General features: G+C 29.3%; 31 protein-coding genes. 11 read left to right on the top strand and 20 right to left on the bottom strand.

The window, feature by feature from the left end:
- Window position 1: 1 nt before the first annotated feature.
- The 13 genes from glcF to hspQ all read right to left on the bottom strand — a co-directional run bounded on the left by glcF (window position 2) and on the right by hspQ (window position 11608).
- On the bottom strand, window positions 2–1297 hold the full coding sequence (gene glcF / locus ABXT48_RS07085) for a glycolate oxidase subunit GlcF (RefSeq protein ID WP_415286345.1): 1296 nt from the start codon (window positions 1295–1297) through the stop codon (window positions 2–4).
- A complete protein-coding gene (locus ABXT48_RS07090; RefSeq protein WP_415286346.1) occupies window positions 1297–2565 on the bottom strand; it encodes an FAD-binding protein in 1269 nt (422 codons plus the stop codon). Before ABXT48_RS07090 ends, glcF begins: the two co-directional genes overlap by 1 nt.
- A complete protein-coding gene (locus tag ABXT48_RS07095; protein WP_415286347.1) occupies window positions 2531–4027 on the bottom strand; it encodes an FAD-linked oxidase C-terminal domain-containing protein in 1497 nt (498 codons plus the stop codon). Before ABXT48_RS07095 ends, ABXT48_RS07090 begins: the two co-directional genes overlap by 35 nt.
- Before the next feature lie 5 nt (window positions 4028–4032).
- Window positions 4033–5196: a pyridoxal phosphate-dependent aminotransferase gene (locus tag ABXT48_RS07100; RefSeq protein ID WP_415286348.1), complete on the bottom strand. Its 1164-nt coding sequence runs from the start codon at window positions 5194–5196 to the stop codon at window positions 4033–4035.
- Between the two features lie 73 nt (window positions 5197–5269).
- Window positions 5270–6421, bottom strand: a complete 1152-nt coding sequence (locus tag ABXT48_RS07105) for an alpha-hydroxy acid oxidase (protein ID WP_415286349.1) — start codon at window positions 6419–6421, stop codon at window positions 5270–5272.
- A gap of 57 nt (window positions 6422–6478) precedes the next feature.
- A complete protein-coding gene (locus ABXT48_RS07110) occupies window positions 6479–6973 on the bottom strand; it encodes an acyloxyacyl hydrolase (RefSeq protein ID WP_415286351.1) in 495 nt (164 codons plus the stop codon).
- A gap of 6 nt (window positions 6974–6979) precedes the next feature.
- Entirely contained in the window at window positions 6980–7348 is a 369-nt protein-coding gene (locus tag ABXT48_RS07115; protein WP_415286352.1) for a cytochrome c-type biogenesis protein CcmH, read from the bottom strand.
- The gene (locus ABXT48_RS07120; protein WP_415286353.1) at window positions 7345–7866 is read right to left on the bottom strand and encodes a DsbE family thiol:disulfide interchange protein; all 522 of its coding nucleotides are present in this window, start codon (window positions 7864–7866) and stop codon (window positions 7345–7347) included. The genes ABXT48_RS07115 and ABXT48_RS07120 overlap by 4 nt, the downstream gene beginning before the upstream one ends.
- Entirely contained in the window at window positions 7863–9740 is a 1878-nt protein-coding gene (locus ABXT48_RS07125; RefSeq protein WP_415302906.1) for a heme lyase CcmF/NrfE family subunit, read from the bottom strand. The genes ABXT48_RS07120 and ABXT48_RS07125 overlap by 4 nt, the downstream gene beginning before the upstream one ends.
- Window position 9741: 1 nt before the next feature.
- Window positions 9742–10161: a cytochrome c maturation protein CcmE gene (gene ccmE / locus ABXT48_RS07130; RefSeq protein WP_415286355.1), complete on the bottom strand. Its 420-nt coding sequence runs from the start codon at window positions 10159–10161 to the stop codon at window positions 9742–9744.
- A 10-nt stretch (window positions 10162–10171) separates the two neighbouring features.
- Window positions 10172–10399 (bottom strand): hypothetical protein, encoded by a 228-nt coding sequence (locus ABXT48_RS07135; protein WP_415286356.1) that lies wholly within the window; start codon window positions 10397–10399, stop codon window positions 10172–10174.
- Window positions 10396–11106 carry a heme ABC transporter permease CcmC gene (gene ccmC, locus ABXT48_RS07140; RefSeq protein WP_415286357.1) on the bottom strand — a complete coding sequence of 237 codons (711 nt, stop codon included), beginning with the start codon at window positions 11104–11106 and terminating at the stop codon, window positions 10396–10398. The genes ABXT48_RS07135 and ccmC overlap by 4 nt, the downstream gene beginning before the upstream one ends.
- A gap of 181 nt (window positions 11107–11287) precedes the next feature.
- A complete protein-coding gene (gene hspQ / locus ABXT48_RS07145) occupies window positions 11288–11608 on the bottom strand; it encodes a heat shock protein HspQ (RefSeq protein WP_006997624.1) in 321 nt (106 codons plus the stop codon).
- 78 nt (window positions 11609–11686) lie between these two features.
- Between hspQ and ABXT48_RS07150 the strand changes: the two genes are divergently transcribed.
- Window positions 11687–12238, top strand: coding sequence for a septation protein A (locus ABXT48_RS07150; protein WP_415278195.1), 552 nt, complete (start codon window positions 11687–11689; stop codon window positions 12236–12238).
- Window positions 12231–12575 (top strand): DUF2794 domain-containing protein, encoded by a 345-nt coding sequence (locus tag ABXT48_RS07155; RefSeq protein ID WP_271520179.1) that lies wholly within the window; start codon window positions 12231–12233, stop codon window positions 12573–12575. Before ABXT48_RS07150 ends, ABXT48_RS07155 begins: the two co-directional genes overlap by 8 nt.
- Window positions 12576–12580: 5 nt before the next feature.
- Here ABXT48_RS07155 and ABXT48_RS07160 read toward each other — a convergent pair whose 3' ends face one another.
- Window positions 12581–13342, bottom strand: coding sequence for a Bax inhibitor-1/YccA family protein (locus ABXT48_RS07160; RefSeq protein ID WP_415286358.1), 762 nt, complete (start codon window positions 13340–13342; stop codon window positions 12581–12583).
- 60 nt (window positions 13343–13402) lie between these two features.
- Here ABXT48_RS07160 and ABXT48_RS07165 point away from each other — a divergent pair, with 60 nt between their 5' ends.
- From ABXT48_RS07165 to ABXT48_RS07195, 7 genes are read left to right on the top strand one after another with little or no spacing between them, the layout of a single operon-like run.
- The gene (locus ABXT48_RS07165) at window positions 13403–14440 is read left to right on the top strand and encodes an aldo/keto reductase (protein ID WP_415286359.1); all 1038 of its coding nucleotides are present in this window, start codon (window positions 13403–13405) and stop codon (window positions 14438–14440) included.
- Window positions 14441–14472: 32 nt separating this feature from the next.
- The gene (locus ABXT48_RS07170; RefSeq protein ID WP_415286360.1) at window positions 14473–14937 is read left to right on the top strand and encodes an invasion associated locus B family protein; all 465 of its coding nucleotides are present in this window, start codon (window positions 14473–14475) and stop codon (window positions 14935–14937) included.
- A gap of 4 nt (window positions 14938–14941) precedes the next feature.
- On the top strand, window positions 14942–16129 hold the full coding sequence (locus tag ABXT48_RS07175; protein WP_415286361.1) for an argininosuccinate synthase: 1188 nt from the start codon (window positions 14942–14944) through the stop codon (window positions 16127–16129).
- 4 nt (window positions 16130–16133) lie between these two features.
- The gene (locus tag ABXT48_RS07180; protein WP_415286362.1) at window positions 16134–16751 is read left to right on the top strand and encodes a DsbA family oxidoreductase; all 618 of its coding nucleotides are present in this window, start codon (window positions 16134–16136) and stop codon (window positions 16749–16751) included.
- A gap of 56 nt (window positions 16752–16807) precedes the next feature.
- Window positions 16808–17266 carry a hypothetical protein gene (locus tag ABXT48_RS07185; RefSeq protein ID WP_415286363.1) on the top strand — a complete coding sequence of 153 codons (459 nt, stop codon included), beginning with the start codon at window positions 16808–16810 and terminating at the stop codon, window positions 17264–17266.
- Window positions 17266–17646 (top strand): phosphate-starvation-inducible PsiE family protein, encoded by a 381-nt coding sequence (locus ABXT48_RS07190; protein WP_027306873.1) that lies wholly within the window; start codon window positions 17266–17268, stop codon window positions 17644–17646. The genes ABXT48_RS07185 and ABXT48_RS07190 overlap by 1 nt, the downstream gene beginning before the upstream one ends.
- Before the next feature lie 6 nt (window positions 17647–17652).
- Window positions 17653–18795, top strand: coding sequence for an FAD-binding domain-containing protein (locus ABXT48_RS07195; RefSeq protein ID WP_415302908.1), 1143 nt, complete (start codon window positions 17653–17655; stop codon window positions 18793–18795).
- Here the strand turns inward: ABXT48_RS07195 and ABXT48_RS07200 are convergent.
- Genes ABXT48_RS07200 through ABXT48_RS07225 form a run of 6 tightly spaced genes read right to left on the bottom strand, consistent with a single transcriptional unit; the run spans window position 18792 to window position 22524 of the window.
- Window positions 18792–19400, bottom strand: coding sequence for a MarC family protein (locus ABXT48_RS07200; RefSeq protein ID WP_415302910.1), 609 nt, complete (start codon window positions 19398–19400; stop codon window positions 18792–18794). The two genes, ABXT48_RS07195 and ABXT48_RS07200, sit on opposite strands and share 4 nt — an antisense overlap.
- Before the next feature lie 35 nt (window positions 19401–19435).
- On the bottom strand, window positions 19436–20158 hold the full coding sequence (locus tag ABXT48_RS07205) for a type 1 glutamine amidotransferase (protein ID WP_415302911.1): 723 nt from the start codon (window positions 20156–20158) through the stop codon (window positions 19436–19438).
- Between the two features lie 3 nt (window positions 20159–20161).
- On the bottom strand, window positions 20162–20578 hold the full coding sequence (locus tag ABXT48_RS07210; RefSeq protein WP_415302913.1) for a YqaA family protein: 417 nt from the start codon (window positions 20576–20578) through the stop codon (window positions 20162–20164).
- The gene (locus ABXT48_RS07215) at window positions 20575–20697 is read right to left on the bottom strand and encodes a DUF2256 domain-containing protein (RefSeq protein WP_271515548.1); all 123 of its coding nucleotides are present in this window, start codon (window positions 20695–20697) and stop codon (window positions 20575–20577) included. The genes ABXT48_RS07210 and ABXT48_RS07215 overlap by 4 nt, the downstream gene beginning before the upstream one ends.
- Window position 20698: 1 nt before the next feature.
- Window positions 20699–21028 carry a hypothetical protein gene (locus ABXT48_RS07220; protein ID WP_271616197.1) on the bottom strand — a complete coding sequence of 110 codons (330 nt, stop codon included), beginning with the start codon at window positions 21026–21028 and terminating at the stop codon, window positions 20699–20701.
- A 5-nt stretch (window positions 21029–21033) separates the two neighbouring features.
- Window positions 21034–22524: a cryptochrome/photolyase family protein gene (locus tag ABXT48_RS07225; protein WP_415302915.1), complete on the bottom strand. Its 1491-nt coding sequence runs from the start codon at window positions 22522–22524 to the stop codon at window positions 21034–21036.
- A 27-nt stretch (window positions 22525–22551) separates the two neighbouring features.
- Between ABXT48_RS07225 and ABXT48_RS07230 the strand changes: the two genes are divergently transcribed.
- Both ABXT48_RS07230 and ABXT48_RS07235 read left to right on the top strand, forming a co-directional pair.
- Window positions 22552–23262 carry an SDR family NAD(P)-dependent oxidoreductase gene (locus ABXT48_RS07230; protein WP_415302917.1) on the top strand — a complete coding sequence of 237 codons (711 nt, stop codon included), beginning with the start codon at window positions 22552–22554 and terminating at the stop codon, window positions 23260–23262.
- Complete coding sequence (locus ABXT48_RS07235) at window positions 23237–24328, top strand: PQQ-dependent sugar dehydrogenase (RefSeq protein ID WP_415302919.1); 1092 nt, start codon at window positions 23237–23239, stop codon at window positions 24326–24328. Before ABXT48_RS07230 ends, ABXT48_RS07235 begins: the two co-directional genes overlap by 26 nt.

The raw sequence follows: 24328 nt of genomic DNA on the forward strand, positions 1-24328 counted from the left end.
ATTAATTCTTTTGTAATATTTTTGGTTTTGGACCGCCAGTATACCAATCTAATACTTCAATAGTATGTAAAATTGGAGTTTTGGTTCCATTAGAAATTTGAGTAATACAACCTATGTTCCCTGTTGAAATAAAATCTGGCTTCAAACTTTCAATATTTTTTACTTTTTTGCCTAGTAATTCTTTGGCAATTTCAGTTTGTAAAATATTATATGTACCAGCTGATCCACAACAAATATGTCCCTCAGGAATTTCCATGATTTCATTTTCTGTTTTGTTTAATAAGGACACAGGTTGGTCGTGTACCTTTTGTCCGTGCTGCATTGAACAAGCTGAATGATAGGCAATCTTATACTTCTTATCTTTTGCTATAAAATTTAATTTTATACTTTCACTTAAATATTCTGAAACATCTTTTGTTAATTCAGATATTACTTTAGCTTTTTTTTTCATTTCCTCATCATCTTTAAAGATAAACCCATAGTCTTTCATTGTAGTACCACAGCCAGATGTGTTAGATAAAATTGCATCCAAATTACCTTTTTGATGTTCATCATACCAAGTGTTAATATTGTTTCTAAAATCTTGATGTGCATCATCTTCTTTTCCTAAATGATGATTTAAAGATCCACAGCATCTTATTTTTTTAGGCACAATTACTTCAACACCGTGTCTGTTCAAAAGACGGATAGTTGACTCATTTATTTGAGGAGAGATTTCTTTTTGGACACATCCAGTTAAAAGTGCAACTCTTGCAATCTTCTTTTGACCAGTCACAGAATAAATTTCTTTTTGTTTTAAAGTTTTTTTAGGAAAACTTGTAGGCATTAAACTCATCATGTCTTTTATTTTTAATGGCATTAGAAATTGAAAGGGTTTTGCTAATTTTACCATATAGCTAGCCAGTCTAAAATATCCTGTATTTGGTAATACTACTGATAAAAAACTCCTAATTGTTCTATCAAAAAAAGATCTTTTGTAGTTTTTTTCAATGTATTTTTTACCATGATCAATAATATGCATATAGTTTACACCAGAAGGGCAAGTGGTCATGCAGCTATAACAAGATAAGCATCTATCTATATGTTTTACTGTCTTTGCTGTTGGTTTTTTTTGATTTTCCAACATGTCTTTGATTAAATAAATTCTACCCCTTGGTCCATCTAATTCATCACCAAATATTTGATGAGTAGGACAGGTAGCATTACAAAAACCACAATGAACACATTTTTTAAATATTTTTTCAGTAGATGCGTTGTCGTTATCTTGTAATTGTTTCTTTGTAAAATCAGTTTGCATTAAATTCCTCTATACATCTTGCCGGGATTAAAAATTCTCTTGGGGTCAAAACTTTTTTTAATTTTTTCTGATATTAAAAGTCTTGTATCATCTACAGTAAAGATCGTCTCTTCATAATCATACTCATTTGATGTCTTTATGACTGTTAAATACCCACCAAGTTCTTTAATCAAATTTTTAATCTCTCCAACCCTAGTGTTCTTCTTTGACTGAACTTCTATCCAGTATAATGAACCACACCAATCAATATAATATTTATACTTATTGCCTAAGTATTGCATTAGCTTTTTACCTTGAGAAGGAGGTATTACGACTCTCAAAAGGTTATTTTTTGTCTGTGTAAATAATTCAAGGTTATTTATTTTTATCCAAAATGGGGTTGATTGATGAACATCTAAAATAGTTGTATTTAATTTATTAAGTTCTAATTCATCAGTTAAAGCTTTTATTTTTTCATCTATTGATATTTTATCTCCATCTATTCTTAATGCTACAAATGAGCCTTTATTTTCTAAATCATTAAATTTAAAAACCATTTCTTTGTTATGATCGTAACTTTCATCTTTTGGCTCCTCTGGAACATAAACTGCTCCGGAAACTTCACTGCTAGAACTTGAAATTTTTTCAAATAATTCATTAACTAATTTTTTATCATCAGTATTAATTATAATTGTATTAGATAATTTTTTTTTAGGTAAAACTTTTAATGTAATTTCAGTTAATGCAACTAACGTTCCAAAAGATCCTGTAACAAGTTTTGACAAATCATAACCCGTAACATTTTTTACGACTGTTCCACCTGATTTGATTATATCACCTTTGCCATTCACACCTCTGAAGCCTAAAATGTGGTCTCTTATACTGCCTACTTTAAATCTTCTCGAGCCAGCAAAATTACAGGCTAAATGACCTCCTATGGTTCCTTTGTTTGATTTTCCACCTTCAATAAATCCAAAATCAATTGGCTCAAAGGCTAACTCTTGATTATTTTTTTCTAATTCTTTTTCAACCAGCTCTAATGGAGTATTTGCTTTAACTTTAATATAAAGTTCTTCTGGTAAATATTCTATTATTCCCGATAATTTAGAAAGAGATAATTTTTTTGCTGACTGAATTTTATTGCCAATAAAACTTTTTGAATTAGTGCCTATTAGTTCTGTTGGTTCATTTTTTTTATAGAGCTTTTTAACTATACTTGAAACTTGCAGTTCATCCTCTGGATAATAAGTATTATTAGAATCTTGGAAGATCTGGGAATTTTTCTTCATTTCTGTGGACATGTACCCTTCCTTCCTCTGCACATTTTCTCAATATTGGATAAACTTTTCCAGGATTTAATAAATTTTTTTCGTCTAGTGATGATTTGATATCTAATTGTTGTTGAATATCATCATTATTAAACATTTCACACATTAGTTCTCTTTTTTCTATTCCCACACCGTGCTCTCCAGTAATAACTCCTCCTAATCTTACACAAGCTTTTAAAATTTCAGCACCAAATTCTTCTGTTTTTCTTAGTTGTTCTTTATCACTTCCATCAAACATTATTAGTGGGTGTAAATTTCCATCACCAGCATGAAAACAATTTGCTACTGGTAATTCATACTTTTCAGATAGTCTTTTTATTTCCAGTAAAGCTTCTGTTAGTTTTCCTCTTGGTATAGAACCATCCATGCAATAATAGTCTGGTGCCATAGCTCCACATGCTGGAAATGCTGCTTTTCTGCCAGCCCAAAATGATAGTCTTTCTTTTTCATTTTTGCTTAATTTTAAACTTGAGCAATTATTTTTTTTACAAATGCTACTAACTTGCTTCAATAATTCATCTACTTCAGATTCTGTTCCATCTAATTCAACAATTAATAAAAGCTCAGCATCTCTTGGGTAGCCTGCTTTACTAAAATTATCTGTCGCCTCTATTAAAATTTTATCCATTATCTCCATGCCTGCTGGAACAATTCCGCTAGCGATAATTTCTGAAGTTGCATTTCCCCCTTCTTCGATTGTTGGAAAGCCTATTAATGCTGCTTTAACTATTTGTGGGTTTTTTAAAATTTTAACTGTCACTTCAGTAATTACTCCTAGTAAACCTTCTGAGCCACAAATTAATCCCATTAGATCGTATCCTTCTTGATCAAGAGTTTTTCCACCAATTCTACAAATAGTTCCATCCATCATAACAATTTCAACACCTAAGATATTGTTAGTAGTTGTTCCATATTTTAAAGAATGAACACCACCAGAATTTTCAGCAACATTACCTCCTATCGAACATGCAATTTGGCTTGATGGGTCGGGGGCATAATAAAAACTTTTATGTTGTACAGCATGAGTTATTCCTAAATTTGTGACACCAGGTTGGGTTACTACACATTTATTTTCAAAATCAATTTCTATAATTTTATTAAATTTTCCGAGGCTCAATAAAATTGCATCGTTTAATGGTAATGCTCCACCTGAAAGACCTGTACCCGCGCCTCTTGGTACAACTTTTATATTTTCTTTGTGGCAAAATTTTAAGATATTACTTACTTCTTCTGTATTTTCTGGCATCACAACTGCTAATGGTGTTTGCGTGTAAGCTGACAGTCCATCAGTTTCATACGGCTTAATCTCATCTGCATGACTTAGAACATTTTCTGGATTTATTATTTTTGCAAGATTTTTAAAGATATATTCTTTTTTAGAAATCGTTTCTTTATTAATCTTTGGTAGAACTAATTCACTCATTAGTTCTAGCCTAGCATTTTTTTAATATTTTCCAATGCGTTAGATATGTTGTCTTGTGATGCTGCAAAGCTAAATCTTACGTAATCTTGGCAGGTTTTACCAAAAGCTGACCCTGGCACTATTGCTACTCCTGCTTCGTGCATGCATTTTTTTGCAAATTCTGAACCATTCATTCCTGTTCCAATAACCTTAGGAAATGCATAGAAAGCTCCTCCTGGCAAACTACATTCCACACCTGGTAAACTATTTAGACCATCATGGATCAATTTTCTTCTTTGGTCAAATTTTACCATCATTTCATGGATTGCATCGTCTGGTCCATCTAAAGCTGCAATTCCTGCAAATTGTGACGGAGCATTAACACATGAAACACTATTGATAATTAGTTTGTTTACATGTGGTATTAATTCTTCTGGCCACACACTCCACCCCATTCTCCAACCTGTCATTGCGTAAGCTTTACTCCAACCATCTAAAACTATTAATCTATCTTGCAAATCAGGATAATTGAAAAATGTTGGCATTTCTTTTCCATCATAAATTTGTCTACTATAAATTTCATCACTAAGGATTGCTACATGAGGGTGTTTTTTTAACCCCTCTGCTAAAACATCTACTGCAGATTTTTCAACAAAACTTCCTGTTGGATTATTTGGGTTAATTAATATTAGCAATCTAGTTTTATCTGTAACTAAAGATAGAATTTTTTCTGGATCAAATTTTAAATCTTTATCTTCTGTTAAGTCATAAGGAACTGCTGTTGAACCTGTATAATTAATCATTGATTCATATATTGGGAATGCAGGGGTTGGATGTATAATTTCTGCACCTGGTTCACCAAAACATTGTATTGCATAATACATTGTTGGTTTTCCACCTGGCATTATCAATACTCTTTCTGGATCAATATCTTTATTATAAAGTTTTTTAATTTTTCTAGTAACAGCTTGTCTGCACTCTAAAATTCCGTTTGATAAAACATATCCATGATGACCCTCATCTAATGCTTTTTTTGCAGCATCTACTACGTGTTGGGGTGTCTTGAAGTCAGGCTGACCTAAACCTAAGTGGATCATTGGTTTTCCTTGTGCTTCTAATTTTTTTGCTTCAGCCAAAACGCTAAATGCAGATTCGGTTCCTAGTCTTTGTAAATTTGCCGCTAATTTCATATTATTTTAATTCTAATATTAATATTTTATAATTTAATTTATTTTTTTTATATATATTTTTGATAAATAAAAATTATTTTCTATAAATTAATTTTGAAGCATCTAATTCTTTTAAAGCCTTACACCCCATTAATATCATATTTCTATTGATCTCATCATGTATATTTTGCAATAGACGTTCAACACCAGGTTGACCCCCAGCACTTAAGGCAAATAAAAACATTTTTCCAAAACTACATGCCGTTGCACCAGCAGCTAAAGCTTTTAAAACATGAGTTCCACGTCTTACACCACCATCTAAAATGATCTCTAATTTATCTCCAACAGCTTCTCTAATTGCATTAACTTGATCAAAAGGTGACCTTGAACCATCTAATTGTCTGCCCCCATGATTTGAAATCATTATTGCTGTACAACCTATATCTATTGCTCTTTTTGCGTCTTCAACTGACATCACTCCCTTAAGAGCAAATGGGCCATTCCATTTTTTTACGCAGTATTCTGCATCCTTCCAATTCATAGCTGGATCATATTGCTCATTAATATATTCGATAACTGATTTTGAAATATTTGTTCCTTTATCTGTTTTATTTTTAACATTAGATAATTCAAATTTTTTATGAGTAAAATAATTGAATACCCATTCAGGTCTCATAGCAAAACTAATTAAACTTTGAAGTGTCAATTTTGGAGGGGTAGTAAAGCCAGTTCTGTGATCTCTTTCTCTATTTCCAGCAACCAATGTATCAACAGTCAAACACATTCCATTAAAACCAGATGTTCTACATCTGTCTATTAAGTCATCAGTAATTGATTGATCTTTATGTACATATAATTGAAATAATTTTGGTCCATTTGAAATCTCAGCAATCTCTTCAATTGTATTGTTAGCCATAGTAGACATGCTATAAAAAGTCCCAAACTTTTTTGCAGCTCTAGCTGAAGCCTTGTCACCTTCATGATGGTAAAGTCTCTGCATTGCAGTTGGTGAAAGAAAGATTGGCATATCAATTTTTTTTCCAAAAACAGTTGTTGAAAGATCTGGTTTACCAACACTAGCAAGAATATTAGGAACTAAGTCACAATCATCAAAGGAATCTGTATTTCTTTTTAAAGTTTTTTCATCATCTGCACCACCATCAATATAATGAAAAATTGGAGAAGGTAATTTTTTTTTAGCTAATTTTCTAAAATCACTAAAATTGTAACAATCATCTAAATTCATAAAACTTTTTTAGACCTTTCAGGTAGATTAAACATATAACTATTTGTCTCAGGTTAATTAAAAGGATTTTGTAAATGAAATTGTTTCATTGTTAACACCTGGGTTTATATTTCCCCAGTCATTATTTGAAATATGACTATAAGAATAACTCACTTTAGTATCTTTAAAAAAATCAAAGCTTAATTTTATTTTGCTTTGAAATTCTAATGCCATTCCCAAATCTTTACCATCCCCTTTCTCGTAATAACCAGGTGCAAAGCTTGGGGTAATTTTTAAAGGGCCAACTTCGTATTGTGCCTGAACTCCTGTGTATATAAAAATTGAATTTTTGCTTGTAATAAATCCACCAGTAATCGGAGAAAATCTTCCAATAAATGTATCTTTAAATAATACTGAGTTATTGTGTTCAAGGCCATAAAGCGTTGCCTCATCATCTCCTTCTTTGTCTATTGTGTCAAAAGTTCCTAAATAGAATGTGTATTCATTTTCACTTTTTACAGGAGTAAAAAAAAGCAATAGAGATATCAATAAATATAATTTTTGTAATTTCATGAATGGTTAATTTGTAAACTTTAATTTCTTTCTCATTATTACACCTCCAACCAAAAATAACAATAATGGTAATAACCATAAAACATAAGTTTTTTTGTTTAATTTAGGGTCAAAAATTACCCAATCACCATACTTTTCTCTTAAAAATTGGTATATTTGTTTTTCTTTTAGTCCTTCATTAATTTTTCTATCTACAATTAATTTAATACTAGAAGCAAACTCAGATTCTGAATCATATACTGACTGACCCTGACAAATTAAACAACGAATATTTTTTAAAATTTTATTTTTTAAAACATCCTTTGCTTCATCTGATTTTAATTCAGAAAAGCTTGTGGCCAAAAATAGGATCATAAATATTTTTAATATTTTCATTTAATAATTAATTTAATTTCATTAACAATTTCTTGATTGATTGGACCAACAAATTTTTTAATTATATCTTTATTTTTATCTATTAAAAAAGTTTCTGGAACTCCATAAGCTCCAAATTCAACTCCTAAAGTTCCATCTTTATCAATTAAAATTCTAGAATATGGGTTACCAAAATCATCAATAAATTTTTTTGCATTATCAAAATTGTCTCTATAATTTAATCCAATTAGGTTAATTGATTCATTTTTACTTAGTTGCATTAACAAGGGATGTTCTATTCTACAGGGCACACACCAGGACGCCCAAATATTTACAATATAAAAGGTGCTCTCTTCAAAAATTTTATCTGAATTTATATAGTTATCTGAATCAAAATCCTTAGCTTTAAAGGTTGGGATATTTTTTTTTTCATTAACCTTGGGAGTGTAGTTATTTGGAGTATTTAATCCTTTATAAAAAATAACAAAACAAAAACTTAAGAATATAATTACAATAAATAAGCTAAACTTATTTTTCATATCTTTCTTTTAAATAAACTCATTAACCCACCAAGACTTAATAATAAAACTGAAATCCAGATCCAAACCATAAATGGCTTTACTTGATATCTAATATTAAAATATTCATTACCTTTTACAAGGTTCATTACTAGAAACTTATCTTCTAATAATGTTGTTTTTATATCTGCCTCACTAGTAATAATTACAGGCTGATTATAAATTCTAATCTCAGGATTTAATTCAATAGTCTTTCCATTTTTGTCTTTTATTTCAAAAAAGGCAATGATCGAGTTAAAATTACTTTCTTTTTTCTCTTCTGTTTTTTTAAAAAAAATTTCTCCTTTATTATAATCGTATCTTTCACCAATTTTTATGTTTGTTATAATTTCTGAAGATAAAATACTATTAAATAGAATGCTTAATATTAATAAACTAAAACCAAAGTGTGAGACAGTTTGAGAAACATTGTTAAATCTTTTAATAAATAATTCTTTTAAGGTTGTAAAGAATAGAAAAAAAGCAGCAGAAATTAAAACTGTATAAAAAAGTAAGTCTGTAGTTAAATTTTTAATAATAAAAAAAGTTAACATTACTGAAATTATAAATGTGATAATAAGTGATTTCTTATTTTCAATTTTTGATTTAATCCATTTAAGTCGTGGTCCAAGTGACATGAATAATAGAAATGGTATTAAAAAAGGTACGATTAATTTTTGATAAAAGGGAGGTCCTACTGATATTTTTTCACTAGATATTACGTCTAGAAAAATTGGGTATACCGTACCGATTAGAACAACCGATAGAAAATACATCATAAACCAATTGTTTATTAAGATGGAGGTTTCTTTGCTAAGCCAAAAGAAATTATTTGAGCTTTTGTTATTTTCTTTGTGAAATATAAAAAATATTCCTAAAGATAAAACAATTAGTGCAAATAAAAATATTAATATAAAAATACCTCTTGCAGGATCATTAGCAAATGTATGTACAGAATTTAATATTCCAGATCTTACTAAAAAAGTTCCACACATACTTAGAGTGAATGTTGTAATAGATAATATAACTACCCAAGATGTTAGTGCTGCTCTTCTTTCTAACACTACAATGCAATGTAACAATGCAGTTAATGTTAGCCATGGCATCAAAGAAACATTTTCAACTGGGTCCCAAAACCAAAAACCTCCCCATCCTAGTTCATAATAAGCCCAAATTGATCCAAGCATAATTCCAATAGTTAAAAAAATCCAAGAAACTAAAACCCATTTTTTAATATGCTGTCCCCATTGTTTTGAAACATAATTTTGCGTAACTGCAGCAAGGGATGACGAAAATATTATAGAGGTACCGACATAACCTAAATATAAAATTGGAGGATGAATTGCCAAAGCTGGATCTTGTAATATTGGATTAAGACCAAGGCCTTCATTGGGAATTGGAAATAAATAATTAAAAGGGTTAGATGTCATTAATATAAATAAGAAAAATCCAATAATTATTATTTGTTGAAATAATAAAGTTAAAATTCTATATTTTTTAGGCTGTTCTCTTGATTTAATTAAAAATAGAAAAATAAATAAAGTTAATACTAATAGCCATAGCAATAAGCTTCCTTCATGGTTTCCCCAAGTTCCTGAGATTTTATAGAATAATGGTTTAGTTGTGTGAGAGTTATTAAAAACTGTCTCATTACTAAAGTCTGAGTTGATAAAAGATATAATCAAACTCAAAAAACTCACAATTACAAAAACTAACTGTAAAAATGATAGAGATAATATATTTTGGTTAATCTGCTTGTTGGTATTATTAAAGTCTTTAATTGAAACTCCACAAAGTAATACTGAAAGTAACAACCCTAAAATTAAAGAATAATAACCTATCTGATTAGCTAGCAATTTATTTATCTCCTATGGCTTCTTTAACTTCTGGGGGCATATAATTTTCATCATGTTTTGCCAAAATTTTAGTAGCAGTAAAGTAATTCTTATCTTTTAAAAAACCTTCAGCAACCACTCCTTTTCCTTCTGCAAATAAATTGGGAACTGCCCCTGAATAAACGACATTAATTTCATTTTTAAAGTCAGTAATAATAAAATTAACTTCATCAGAATTTATAAAGACTGATTGTTCTTTAACCATCCCGCCCACTCTTATTTTTTTTTTATTTAATTCTATTAAAGACTTTATTTCAGATGGAGACTGGAAATATACAACGTTTTCTTTTAAGGATTGTAATACTAAAAAAACTGTTAAAATTACTGAGGCTAAGATTAAAGCTAAGAATGCAAATCGTAATTTAACCTTTTTACCATACATGGTTTATTAGTTAAATATTTGATGTATTAGATAATATTTCTCTATTAATATTTTGTGATCTTGCAGCTCTAGCTTTTTCAACGTTTAGAGAACCAAATTTAGAAGCAAATCTTTTTTGCTCTTTTAAAAGCTGTAATTTAGTTACAAAGTACAAGGCTGTAAAACTGATCAATGTGAATGAAAAAGCTGACCATACATAAGCTCCATATCCGTTCATTGAAATTATTTCATTTATCATAATCTATCTAATCCTTTATTTTTAACTTTTATCAGTTCGGTATTATATTTCATCAAAAAAATGAGTAATGAAAAAAGGGCAAATGCCGCAGTCATAATACCCAATGGGACTAACATTAATGGATGAATTGCTGTGTTGGTTGATAAAATATTAATTGAAGCTGGTTGATGTAACGTGTTCCACCAATCTACAGAAAATTTTATGATAGGAACATTTATCACTCCTAAAATTGCAATCAAAGATGTGACCTTTATTACTTGTTCTTTGTCCTCATAAATTCTCCAAGCCAATAAATACATTCCATAAAATAATGCTAAAATTAGCATAGAGGTTATTCTTGCATCCCAAGCCCACCAAGTACCCCAGGTTGGTTTTCCCCAAATTGAACCTGTAACTAATGCAATAATATTAAAAATAAATCCTGAAGGTGCTAAACTTTTAGCAATTAGTGCAAAATTTTTATTTTTAAAAACAAAACTTCCAACAGACAACAAAGCTAAACTTGAAAATATTCCAAGTGATATCCAAGCAGCCGGTACATGAACATACATAATTCTCACTGCATCACTTTGTTTATAATCTTCAGGTGAGAGTATGAGCGCCTCGGTTAAACCAATTGTTAAAACAATAATAAATAAAAACAAAACATACTTTGGAGCTTTAGAGGTTACTGCAAAAATTTTATTAGGCTCAAAATATTTAAACATTTTTAAATTATATATATTAAAAAAAGGTAATTTAATTTTTATTATGGAAATTCATCCTGATCAAGAATGCAGAGGGAGTCAATAATGATAAAAACGTTATTTAACACTCTTGATCAGAACATAATTATATTTAACAACTATATATGTCGAAGATTTGAATTAATTGTGTTTAAAAAAAGAATTAATTAGAGGGCTTAAAATAGCTAGAGCCTCTTTTACCAGAAAAAATCTCTTCAATTAAAGGGTGTTTAATTGGATCTTCTGAATCATCCATTAATAGATTTTGTTCTGAAACGTATGCCTCATAAGTAATTTCATCATTTTCAGCTAACAGATGATAAAAGGGCTGATCTTTTCTAGGACGAACATTCTTTGGAATGGATTGATACCATTCTTCAGAATTATTAAATTCGAAATCCACATCATAAATTACACCTCTAAACTCAAAGTGCTTATGTTTTACAATGTCGCCTATTGAAAATTTTGCTTTTTGAATTGCCATAGTTATTAATATGGGGGTTTAAAAATAAAAATCAATAAAAAACATTTATATTTTTTTTAATATGTTAATATCTGTCAAGTGAATAAATCTTTTCTTAAATTTGCCACAGACTTTGGGCCTTTAGCTATATTTTTTTATTATTATTATAACAATGATAAGAACCTAGCAGTTGCAATTCCTCCACTTATAGTTGCAACATTAATTGCACTAATAGTTGTTTGGTTCTTTGAAAAAAAAATACCTATGATGCCTTTAATAAGTGGTGTCTTAATTACATTTTTTGGTGGTCTAACAATTTATTTTAATGATCCAGTTTTTCTTTATGTGAAACCAACAATTATTAATATTTTATTTGCCCTTGCTTTATATTTTGGAAAATATTTTACAAATGAGCCTGTTCTTAAAAAAATTATGGGTAAATCAATTGCCCTAACTGACATGGGTTGGGAATTACTAAACAAAAGATGGATGTATTTTTTCTTCTGCCTTGCAATCCTTAATGAATGCGTCTGGAGAACACAAACAGAAGAATTTTGGGTTAACTTTAAGGTTTGGGGAATGCTGCCAATAACCCTTGTTTTTACAGGGTTTCAGATATCATTAATTAATAAACACAAACTTGATGAATAGAAACTTAAAACTAGTCGTAAATAATCCTCACAAACAAATAGAAGAAAGACAATTTTTTGAAAAAAATGAACTTAAAATAATTTTAGATCTATATGCAAAAATGGTCTCTGAGGGATCATGGAAAGACTATGGTTTAAATATTTCTAACAGGCAAGTTAGCTTTAGTGTCTTTAAAAATGCAGCAGAGAATGCTTTATATAAAATTTGTAAAAACTTTAAACCCAGCAATAAAAATCTAAAATATTTAATTACAGATTCTAACAGTAAAGTTTTAAAAAATTCTTTTGATTTAGAAATTCTACTTAAAAATACTAATTGGAAAAACCTTAAGAAATAAAAATACTATCGTCTTTGGCCAAATAATCTTAACAACATTATAAATAAATTTATAAAGTCTAGGTAAAGAGTTAAAGCACCCATTAAAGCTTTTTTACTCATCAACTCTCCTGTATCACTTGATACATACATGTTTTTAATTTTTTGAGTGTCATAAGCAGTAAGGCCTACAAAAATTAAAACACCTAGAATTGAGATTACAAAGTCCATCATTGAAGATTTTAAGAACATGTTAACAACTGATGCTACGATAATACCTATTAGACCCATCATTAAAAATGATCCTAATTTTGTAAGATCTCTTTTAGTTGTGTACCCATAAATGCTCATTGAACCAAAAGTAATAGAAGTAATAAAGAATACTCTAGTGATACTCGCTCCAGTATAAACTAAGAATATTGAAGATAGTGAAAGTCCCATCAATGAAGCAAAAACCCAAAATGTTGTTTGAGCAGCTGATGCTGACATTTTATTAATCCTAGCACTCATGTAAAAAACTATTCCAAGTGGGGCAAGCATTACTACCCATTTAAAGCCTGAAAGAAATATTGTATTTCCTAAGCTTGTTAATGATGTAATTGATCCATTAGCATCTGTTACTACAGATAGTTTGAAAAATATTAAAGATATAAGTCCTGTTAACAAAATACCAGAAGCCATGTAGTTATAGACTTTTAGCATGTAGGCTCTTAAGCCCTCATCCATTACTACTGTTGATTGTTGGGCTTCTTTTACTTTATTTAGCAAATTTTGTTTATTAAATATCATAGCCTACATATAATAGCCTTTTACTATTATTTCAAGATGTCTTAATAAGGCTTAATTATTATGAATTATAAAAAACTAGGAAATACAGATTTAAAAGTAAGCACTATTTGCCTTGGTACAATGACTTGGGGCGAACAAAATACACAAAATGAGGGTTTTGAGCAGATGGATTATGCCCTAGATCAAGGTGTAAACTTTTGGGATACTGCAGAGCTTTATGCTGTTCCACCAAGAGAGGAAACTTATGGTGATACTGAAGTAATAATTGGCAACTGGTTTAAGAAATCTAATAAGAGAGACAAGGTTATTTTGGCAACAAAAGTTGCTGGACCTATGAGAGCTTATTTGAGGGGTGGTGGAAATAATTATGGGATAGAGAAAATGACTCAAGCTGTAAATGATAGTCTAAAAAGACTACAAACAGATTATATCGATCTCTATCAACTTCATTGGCCAGAAAGAAATACTAATTTTTTTGGAAAATTAGGTTATGAACATGATGACAGTAGTGAGTGGAATCAATTTGAAGATATCTTGGGCAGTTTACAAAAATTTGTTGATGCTGGTAAAATTAGAGAAGTGGGTTTATCCAATGAAACACCTTGGGGTGTCTCTAAGTTTTTAGAGTTATCAAAAGAAAAAGAGCTTCCAAGAATGATGTCAATTCAAAATCCTTATAATCTATTAAATAGGACTTATGAAGTTGGCCTTGCTGAAGTTTCTGTAAGAGATAAAATTGGTTTATTGGCCTACTCTCCTTTAGCAAGTGGATATTTATCTGGAAAATATAGAAACAATCAAATGCCAAAAAATTCAAGAATTGAACGTGATGGTAGTTTTTGGACTCGGTATGAAAAACCTAACACTAATAAAGCAGTAGATGCATACTTTGAAATAGCTAAAAAACATAACCTTGATTTAACTCAAATGTCTTTAAAATTTTGTGAAATACAGTCTTTTATGACAAGCGTTATTATTGGAGCAACTACAATGGAGCAGTTGAAAACCAACGTGGAAAGTGTAAATATAGATTTAACAGATGAAGTAATTAAAGAAATAAATGAAGTACAAACAATTTACCCTAACCCATGTCCATAATTAAAAATTTTATAGTCCTAATTCTTGTAAGCGTGTTTTCTCTTAGTGCAAACTCACAAGAAGTAAAAAAAGTTGGTAAATTTAAGGACTGGGAAACAATGGTTATAACTGAACAAACTGGTAAAGTTTGTTTTGCTCAATCAGTCCCTGTATTACAGTCTCCAAAATCTAACTTAAGAGAAGCAAGGATGTTTGTTTCTTTTAGACCAGGTGAAAAAGTTAGTAATGAAATAAGCATTACTAGTGGCTATGAATTTAATAAAAAAAATATTATTACAGCTACATCAGGAAAATCTAAATATAAATTTGATATTGCCCAAGAAGGATTTGCTTGGATTGCTGACAACAAACTTGAAAACAAAATGATTAAGACCATGAAGAGAGGATCAAGAATAATGGTCACTGGTTATAATCAAAAAGGCTCTCAAACTAAAGATCACTATTCATTGTTAGGTTTTACTAAAGCTTATAATGCTGCAAAAACTAGCTGCAGTTAATTAAATGAATCCTAAGAAAAAAATTGTACTCGCTTATTCTGGTGGTCTAGATACTTCTATTATTTTAAAATGGCTTCAGGAAAATTATGATGCAGAAGTTATTTGTTACACAGCTGATGTAGGTCAAGAAATTGATAGAAAAAAAATTATAAAGAATGCAAAAAGATTAGGTGTTAAAAATATTATTATTGAAAATCTAAAAGATGTTTTTGTAAAAGATTATGTTTTTCCAATGCTTAGAGGGCATGCAATTTATGAAGGTGTTTATTTATTGGGTACTTCAATTGCAAGACCCTTAATTGCAAAACGACAAATTGCTGCTGCTAAAAAATTTGGCGCTTATGCTGTTTCACATGGGTCAACTGGAAAAGGAAATGATCAAGTAAGATTTGAATTAGGCTATCATTACTTTGGGCCAAAAGTAAAAATTATTGCACCATGGAGAATATGGAAATTAAACTCTAGAACAGATTTAATTAAATATGCAAAACAAAATAATATTCTAATTCCTACTGATAAAAAAGGTGCCCCTCCTTTTTCTATTGATGATAATTTATATCACACATCAACTGAAGGTAAGGTTTTAGAAAACCCAAAAAATTCAGCTCCTGAGTTTCTTTTTCAAAGAACGGTGTCTCCTGAAAAAGCACCTAACAAAGCTTCATTCGTAACTATAGGATTTAAAAATGGAGACCCAATAACTGTTAATGGCAAAAAATTGTCACCTGGAAATTTGTTAGAAAAACTTAATGATGTTGCTGGTAAAAATGGAATAGGCAGAGTTGATTTGGTTGAAAACAGATTTATCGGGATTAAGTCAAGAGGTGTTTATGAAACACCTGGTGGAACACTATTAATGTCAGCTCATAGAGCAATTGAATCAGTTACTTTAGATAAAGAAACTATGCATAAAAAAGATGAGATTATGCCTAAATATGCTGAACTTATTTACAATGGCTATTGGTACTCAAAAGCAAGATTTAAACTTCAAAAAATTGTCGACCTTAAAAAAAATAAAGTTAATGGATCTATAAAGTTAAAATTATACAAAGGTAATATCACCATAATGTCTAGACAGACAAAAAGTAGTGCTTACTCAATGAAAAAAGTTTCTTTTGAAGAAAATAAAACTTTTAATAAATCAAATGTAGAACGATTTATTAACTTTCATAAAAAAAAACTTCGTTCATAAGTTAATGAAAATAAAAATATTTGCTGATACAATTTGTGGGTGGTGTTTTATTGGTCAAGCAAGATTAAACAATGCATTAAAAAAATTTCCTGAAATTAAGTTTGAGATGGAGCACGTCCCATTTCAATTAAATCCTGACATGCCAAAAGAAGGAATTGAAAGAAACAAATACTTAGAAATAAAGTTTGGTGGAAAAGAGTTTGCTCAACCAATGTACGATCAAATGACTAATGAGGCTAAAAAGGAAGATCTTAATTTTAATCTAGATAAGATAAAAAAAACACCCAATACTGTATTTTCTCACTTATTAATAAAATTAGCTGAACAATATAATGTGCACAACGAAATTAAGGAAAAAATATATCAATCATATTTTATTGAAGGTCTTAATATTGGAGATAAAGAAATCTTAATTAATATAGGAAAAGAATTTAATATTAATGCAGATGTAATTAATAATTTTTTTAATTTAAAAAATATTGAAGAAGTTAATTCATATATTTCAGTTGCAAGAGAGAAAGAAATTAATGGAGTGCCTTTCTTTGAAATAGGAACAGATTTTATTTCAGGTGCCCAAAGCTCTGCAAATTTGGAAAGTGCAATAAAGTCCAATTTAAGCTAAAAATTAAAGGACACTTTAACCTTTGCCTTTAACGTATAAATATCTATTCTGGTTACATGGAATCATTAAAAAATTGGATGATAGATGCTGCTAACATTTTATTTGATGATAGTAAAAATGATCTAAGATCTTTACCAAGATCTGTGAGATTACAAATTTTATTAGTTCTAAGCTTTGTTTGGACAACTGTTTTTAGTTTATATATATTTTCTTATACAACTTTTGCTTTTGGTTGGGCTGGTCTTTACATAGCTCACGTTGGACTTATTTTTGCAGTCTATATGACTTTTAAACATTTTCACAAAGCAGAGGCACAATCTAGTAGTGTATTCACAACCAAAAATTTTGATCCATTTAAAATTATGGTTATTGTTTTTGTAATTGTATTCATCTTTATATTTTCTAAAGGAATAGAGGTTTTAACGAGTCCCAACCCTAGTTCTTACTCAATCCCATATGATGGTCCATCAAAATCAGTGTTTGAAAAATGGCTACCATTTAGTAAAGATAAGTAATGGATAAAATAGCAAAAAATTTACAGCTAGCGCTAATGTGCATTATTTTAGTAAGCACTGTAATTGCTGTTGGTATGGAAATTAATAATATGTTTTTAAATCAATCTGTAATGCTAGCAGATTTACTTTTAATGTTTCTTTACCTTGAGGTGCTAGCAATGGTTCGTGTTTTTTGGAATCAGCAATCAATTAGTATAACTTTGCCTCTTTTAATTGCCATCACGGCTCTCGCACGATTTATTATATTACAAGGAAAAGAAATGGATCCATCAGCATTAGTCTATGAAGCTATAGCTATAGTTTTAATTGCATCTGCAATAGTTATTCTTAGATTGAGACATAGTGATAAATTGGGTCTAAAGAAAAGAAAATCTAAATAGTTTAAAATGATATTTGGAGCTTCAAGGGCTAAAGCCGTTGATCAATTAAATAATTTTATTGAACAAAATCTTACAGATTATTCAAAACTAAGAAATTTTGATTTTGGACCTGATAATAGATCTAATATTTCTTGTTTATCTCCCTATATAACTCACGGAACAATTAATGAATTAGAAGTAATTGATAAATCCCTTAAAAAGTTTTCATTTGCAAAAAATGAAAAATTTATTCAGGAAGTTCTGTGGCGTGTTTATTGGAAAGGTTGGCTAGAATTAAGACCTAATGTTTGGTCAGATTACTTAGTAGAATTAGGTAAAGTTAAAGATGAATTTAAAAACAATCAAAGTTATTTGGATGCAATTGAAGGAAAGACAAATGTAGATTGTTTTAATCAATGGGTAATTGAACTTAAAGAAAACAATTATCTTCATAACCACACAAGAATGTGGTTTGCGAGTATTTGGATTTTTACACTAGAATTACCATGGCAATTGGGTGCTGAGTTTTTTATGCAGCATCTTTATGATGGTGACGCTGCATCAAACACCCTTGGTTGGAGATGGGTAGCCGGAGTTCAAACTCAAGGCAAGCATTATTTAGCGAGTGAATGGAATATAAATAAATTTACTAATAATAGATTTAAAAACATAAAACTTAATGAAAATGCCAATCCTATATTTAATAATAAAACATATTCAGTTACCAATAATAGCTTTGAAAATTCTGAGATTTTAGAGGATAAAACTTTATTAATATTTGAAAATAATATGACATTTGAATTTTCTGATTTTAAAGAACATAAATTTAAAAAAATTTTGTTAATTTCAAATGATACAAATAGAACTATCAAATTAAGTGAAAAAGTGTTGAAATTTAAAGCTAATCTTTTAGAGGATCAAAAAATAAGATTGGAAGAAAAATTAGTTAATTGTGAAACTATTAACATTAATGATTTAAAAAATATTACTGAAAAAGTTTATGCAATTTATCCAACTGTTGGTGAAAATTTAGATTTTATTCAAAATAATCAATTAAAAAATATTAAATTTTTATATAGAAAGTTAGATCAGTTTTCTTGGCAATATTGCAATAAAGGTTTTTTTAATTTTAAAAATTATATTCCAAAAATTATTGCAAATTTTAATTAAGTTAAAAAGATTTTTATACCATCTAAAATATACTGCACACTCAATCCAACAAGAATAATAGCTACCACTCTTGAAATAACTCCAATTATTTTTTTATTTATTATCTTAGAAAATTTTGAAGCTATAAAAAAAATTATAAAAGTTAAGAATAAAACAGATACTAGTGAAATCATTCCTGCAGTCTGATTAGTAAAATTAGTTCCAATATCTGAGACAGAAACTATTACTGAAGTGATAGCAGCTGGCCCTGCAATAATAGGTGTTGCTAAAGGAAAAACACTAACGTTATCTGAATTAAAATCTATATCTTCTTCTTTCCTTTGTTGACGCTTGTCAAACAACATTTCTATTGCAATAATTAATAAAATTATTCCTCCACCAATTGTGAATGCTGGATAAGAAATATTTAAATAACTTAGTAATGAACTTCCTAGTAATGCAAAAAACAGTAATATGATTGAAGCTATTATTGTTGCACTTAATGCTATTCTTATCTTTTTGTTTGTATCCATATTTTGAGTAATACTTAAAAACAATGGAGTGTTTCCCAGTGGATCTATAACAATAAAATATAGAAAAAAAGTTTGAATAAAAATTTCTGACATCTAGTTTGTCTATCTCTTTAAAATGATATTACAATTTAAATTAGAATTTTTTTAAAATTTTCATAGAGTGTTTTTGAATAGTTATTCATATCAGTCATATTATTTTTTGCAGCTTGATCAAATTTTTCTAACGCACCCTCACCCAATTGATCTTCAAGAGCTTTTTTATACTCAGGCACACAGCCCCACTCATTAACTGTTGTGTCTTTAATCTCAATATGAAACTGAATACCATAAGCATGATTTTGATATTTGAAAATTTGATATTTTGTTACAGGTGATGAGGCTAACAAAGTAACATCTTTATTATCATCTATTCCTTGCACCTCATAGGAATGCCACTGTAAACTTTTAATTTGTTCTGGAAATTTTGAAAATAAAATGTCTTCATTTTTTTCTTTAGTAAAATTTATATCCATTATTCCAATTTCTGCTGGGTTGGATTTTACTACCTTGCCGCCGACAACTTCTCCTAATAACTGACAGCCTAAACAAAAACCTAGGTAAGGCTTCTTTAAATCAATGACAAATTCTTTAATACTTTTTTTTTCATCAATTAACCAGGGATATTCTTGCTCCATAAAAGTATCCATTGGACCACCCATACAAAACATTCCATCAAATTTATTTAAATCACTTGGAATTTTTTCACCTTCATCCAACTCTACAGTGGTTAAGTTAAAACCATCATCTAACATTAAATCTTTGATATAGCCTGGATCTTCAATTTTTATATGTTGTAAAACTATTATATTCATTACTTAGCTCATCAAATAGAAAACAATAAGGTACCTACTTACTTTTCCAATTGCTACTAAAATTATAAAATCTAAAAATCTAACTCTCAGTAAGCCTGCAACTAAAGTCAGTGGATCACCTATTATAGGAACCCAAGCAAATAATAATGATAATTTACCAAATTTATCAAACCATTTTGATGATCTTTCTATTTGTGTTTCTTTAAATGGAAACCACTTTTTTGTGGTAAGGTTTCTTGAATAAAATCCTAAAGCCCAGTTAACAACAGATCCTAAAGTATTTCCAAAACTTCCAACGATTAATAATAATAAATTATCATAATTGGATGTTGCAATTAACCCTGCCAATGTGAGCTCAGATGAAAATGGTAAAATGGTTGCAGCTAAAAAAGATATAGCAAATAATGATAAGTAAATCACTTAGAGCACTTCTTAGAACAATACTTTACTTTATCCCAATTTAACTTCCATTTCTTTCGCCATACAAAAGGCCTTTTGCAAACAGGGCATATTTTTGATGGTAAATTATTTTTCTTCAATTTAATATTCTTTATAATTTTTTTGCCAAAGTCCTATAGCTTCTTTCCAGGATGGTATTTGATCACCTTCATATCCATAGGTTGATCCAGTTGCAATTGATCTAAAATTTTTCATTGCTTTTGCATGAACCTTACTTGTTAAATATTGAATCATCATATTTCTATCTTTCCATGCTGTTATTGTGTGTTGATAGCCATTTACTCTTTTTGTTTCACAAAATAAATTACCTTCTGCTTTTTGAGCTGCTCTAAAGGCTGGTATTGTGAGTATCCAAAACTTTATTTCAGATAAAAAATTTTTTGTTTTTAATCCTGTAATTGAAATATACATATAATTTAGTTTGTATTTAATTTTATAAACTTGTCAGCTTCAGATAAAATCATTTTCTTTCTTTCATCTTTCATTTTATCAAAAACATAAACCATCATTGATAGTCTGGGGTTCTTTAAAAAAAACTTTCTATTTTTATCTATAAATCTCCAGTACAGGCCATCCATCGTATTGCACCATTCCCCTTTTTTAAAATCCATCATTTTCATAAAATAACTTGATCCACAAATGTATGGTTTCGTTGCAAAAATACCTCCATCACTAAATAAGCCCATTCCATAAACATTAGGAACCATCACCCAGTCAGATGAATCCACAAACATCTCCATAAACCACTTGTAAACAATTGTTGGTTTCACCTCACAAAGGTTCATTATATTTGATAAAATCATTAATCTTTCAATATGGTGAGACCAACCATGATTAACAGCATTTTTAATTGCATGATCTAATGGGGGTAAACCCGTTGTGCCCTCATACCAAGAATTTTTCATTTTTCTTTCATGTTTGAAAAAATTTTTAGTTTCCATTTCATCAGAGTAACCTTGATAAATTCCACGCATAAATTCTCTCCAGCCTATTATCTGACGAATATAACCTTCAAGCGAGTTCATTCTAATTTTATGCTTTTTATGAAATTCTAAAATCTTTTGGATTATAATCTCAGGAGTAATTAGACCTAAATTAATATACGGGCTTAATGCACTGTGAAATAGAATATTATCTTTTTGATTAACAGCATCTTCGTAGTCACCAAATAAATTTGATTTTTCTTTAATAAAAAAATCTAAAAGTTTAACAACATCACCATATTCTGTTGCTAACCAAAAATTATTTGTATTTCCGGGATGATCTTTAAATAATTTCTCAATAATTGGTTTTAATTTTTTAGTATGATTAGTTTCATTAATTTTTGGAAATTTTGGTATTAATATATCTTTTGGTAATTTATTTCTGTTATCTTCATCAAAACTCCATTTGCCTCCAATAGGATTTCCATCTGCTCCCATTAATATTCCAGATTTTTTACGAACCTCTTTATAAAATGTTGCCATAAAAGGTTTTTTTGATTTTGCTAAATAACTTTTAAACTCATCTCTTGAGTTTAAAAACATTGGAGTTTGAACAATATTCCAGTTAATTTTTTCTTTTTTTAAAAATTGTGAAATTTTCTTTTCAAAAAATTTATCCTCAACCTCAAAACTTGAAATTTCAGTAATTTTTTTTTTATCAATGATAATTTTTAATTTCTTAAAATAGGTGTCTTTAAAATCTTTGTTCTCAATTTTAGAATATTCAACTTTGTATTTATTCGCCTTAAGCATATCCGCATAAGACCTCATAGAAGATAGAAATAGCAGTATCTTTTGCTTATGATGCTTTTCATAAGTACATAGTTCATAGTCTTCTGCCATGTAAAAAGAGTGGTCCTTTTTGAAGCGGTCTACGTATTTTAATGGAAATAATTGATTGCCAAGTATAAAAAACAATTTCATAATTAAATATAACTAAATAAAAATTATATGTCAGAAAAATATCTTATTTTTGGTGCGACAGGTTCTGTAGGCTCCAGCTTAGCTGAGCAATTAAAAAATTCAGGTAATGATATTCATCTAGTTGCAAGAAATGAAAGTGATGTTAAAGCAATCGCAGAAAAATTGGGTTGTTCTTATACGGTTGCTGATGTTTTAGAAGATGGGTTTATAGAAAAAGTAAAATCAGACATTGATGAAATCAAAGGAGTCGCTTACTGTGTAGGATCTATTGATTTAAAACCATTAAGAATGGTTACTGAAGCAGATATGAATAAATGTATGAAACTAAACCTTTATTCAGCCATTGAAGCTATAAAAGGATTTCAAGAAAGTTTAAAAAAGAACAAAGGCTCAGTAGTTTTATTTTCAACTGTTGCCGCTCAAAGAGGTTTTACTAATCACACAATTATTGCTTCTGCTAAAGCTGCTGTTGAAGGATTAACTGTTACACTGGCTGCTGAGTTTGCTCCACATATTAGGGTAAATTGTATTGCACCAAGTTTATCAAATTCTAAAATTGCAGAGCCAATGCTAAAAAATCCTGCAATTGCAGAAGGAATTGCTAAAGCTCATCCTCTTAAAAGATTGGGTGAAGGAAAAGATTCTGCAGCACTTGCAAAATTTTTAATTACTGAAGAAAGTTCTTGGATTACTGGACAGATTATAGCTGTTGATGGTGGTAGATCAAAACTTTCTTAAAGTGAAAAAATATTTTTTATTAATATTTTTTTTTCTTTTATTCACTTCAAAAAGCTATTCCAATAATTATACATTCACTAAAATAATAGAACTAGATGAACCTTGGGGATCATCATTTATTAATAATAATGAAATCATTATTACTGAAAAAAGTGGAAAAATTAAAATTGTTAATGTTTTTTCTAAAGAAGTTACAGAAATTAAACATAATCTTAATTTTTTAGAAGTAGGGCAAGGTGGATTATTAGATATTATTCACCAAGATAATATACTGTGGGTTTCTTATTCGGAAGATAGGGGAGATTCAAAAACAAGTACATCAATTGCAAAAGCAAAATTAGATAAAAAAGAATTAGATTTTAAAAATATTTTTCAAGCAAACCCTCCTATAGATTCTGGTTATCATTTTGGTTCAAGATTAGTGATTAAGGATGATTATATTTATGCGTCAGCTGGTGAAAGAGGCCAAGGTATGATTGCTCAAGATCCCACAAAACATCCTGGTAGTATTATTAGAATTCACACTGATGGTACTATTCCAAAAGATAATCCAAAATTTGAAGGTAAGAAAAACTGGTTACCCGAAATTTATCAAATAGGTGTTCGTAATCCACAAGGTTTAACACTCTCCGATTATGATGGAAAAATATATTTAAGTAATCATGGAGCAAGAGGTGGTGATTGGTTTGGAGAGGCTAAAAAAGGAGAAAATTATGGATGGAAAATTTTAGGTTGGGGTGGAAAAAATTACTCAGGAACAAAGATAGGTCCCAAATGGAAGCCAGGTTTTACCAAAGCAATTCAATATTGGGTACCTTCAATAGCTACTAGTGCTATTACAATTTACAAAGGAAATGAGTTTAAAGAATGGAATGGGCATGCGCTAGTTACTTCTTTAAAAGACAAATCTTTAAGAAAATTAATATTTAATGATCTAACTAATATTAAAGAAGATCTTATATTTAAAAATAATGTTGGAAGAATAAGGGATATTCAAGTTCATCCGTCTAATGGTAAAATATTTTTCTTAAGTGAAAATGCTTTATGGTTAATGGAAAAAAAATAA

The organism is Candidatus Pelagibacter sp. Uisw_101, assembly GCF_047727615.1.
Taxonomy (GTDB): Bacteria; Pseudomonadota; Alphaproteobacteria; order Pelagibacterales; family Pelagibacteraceae; genus Pelagibacter.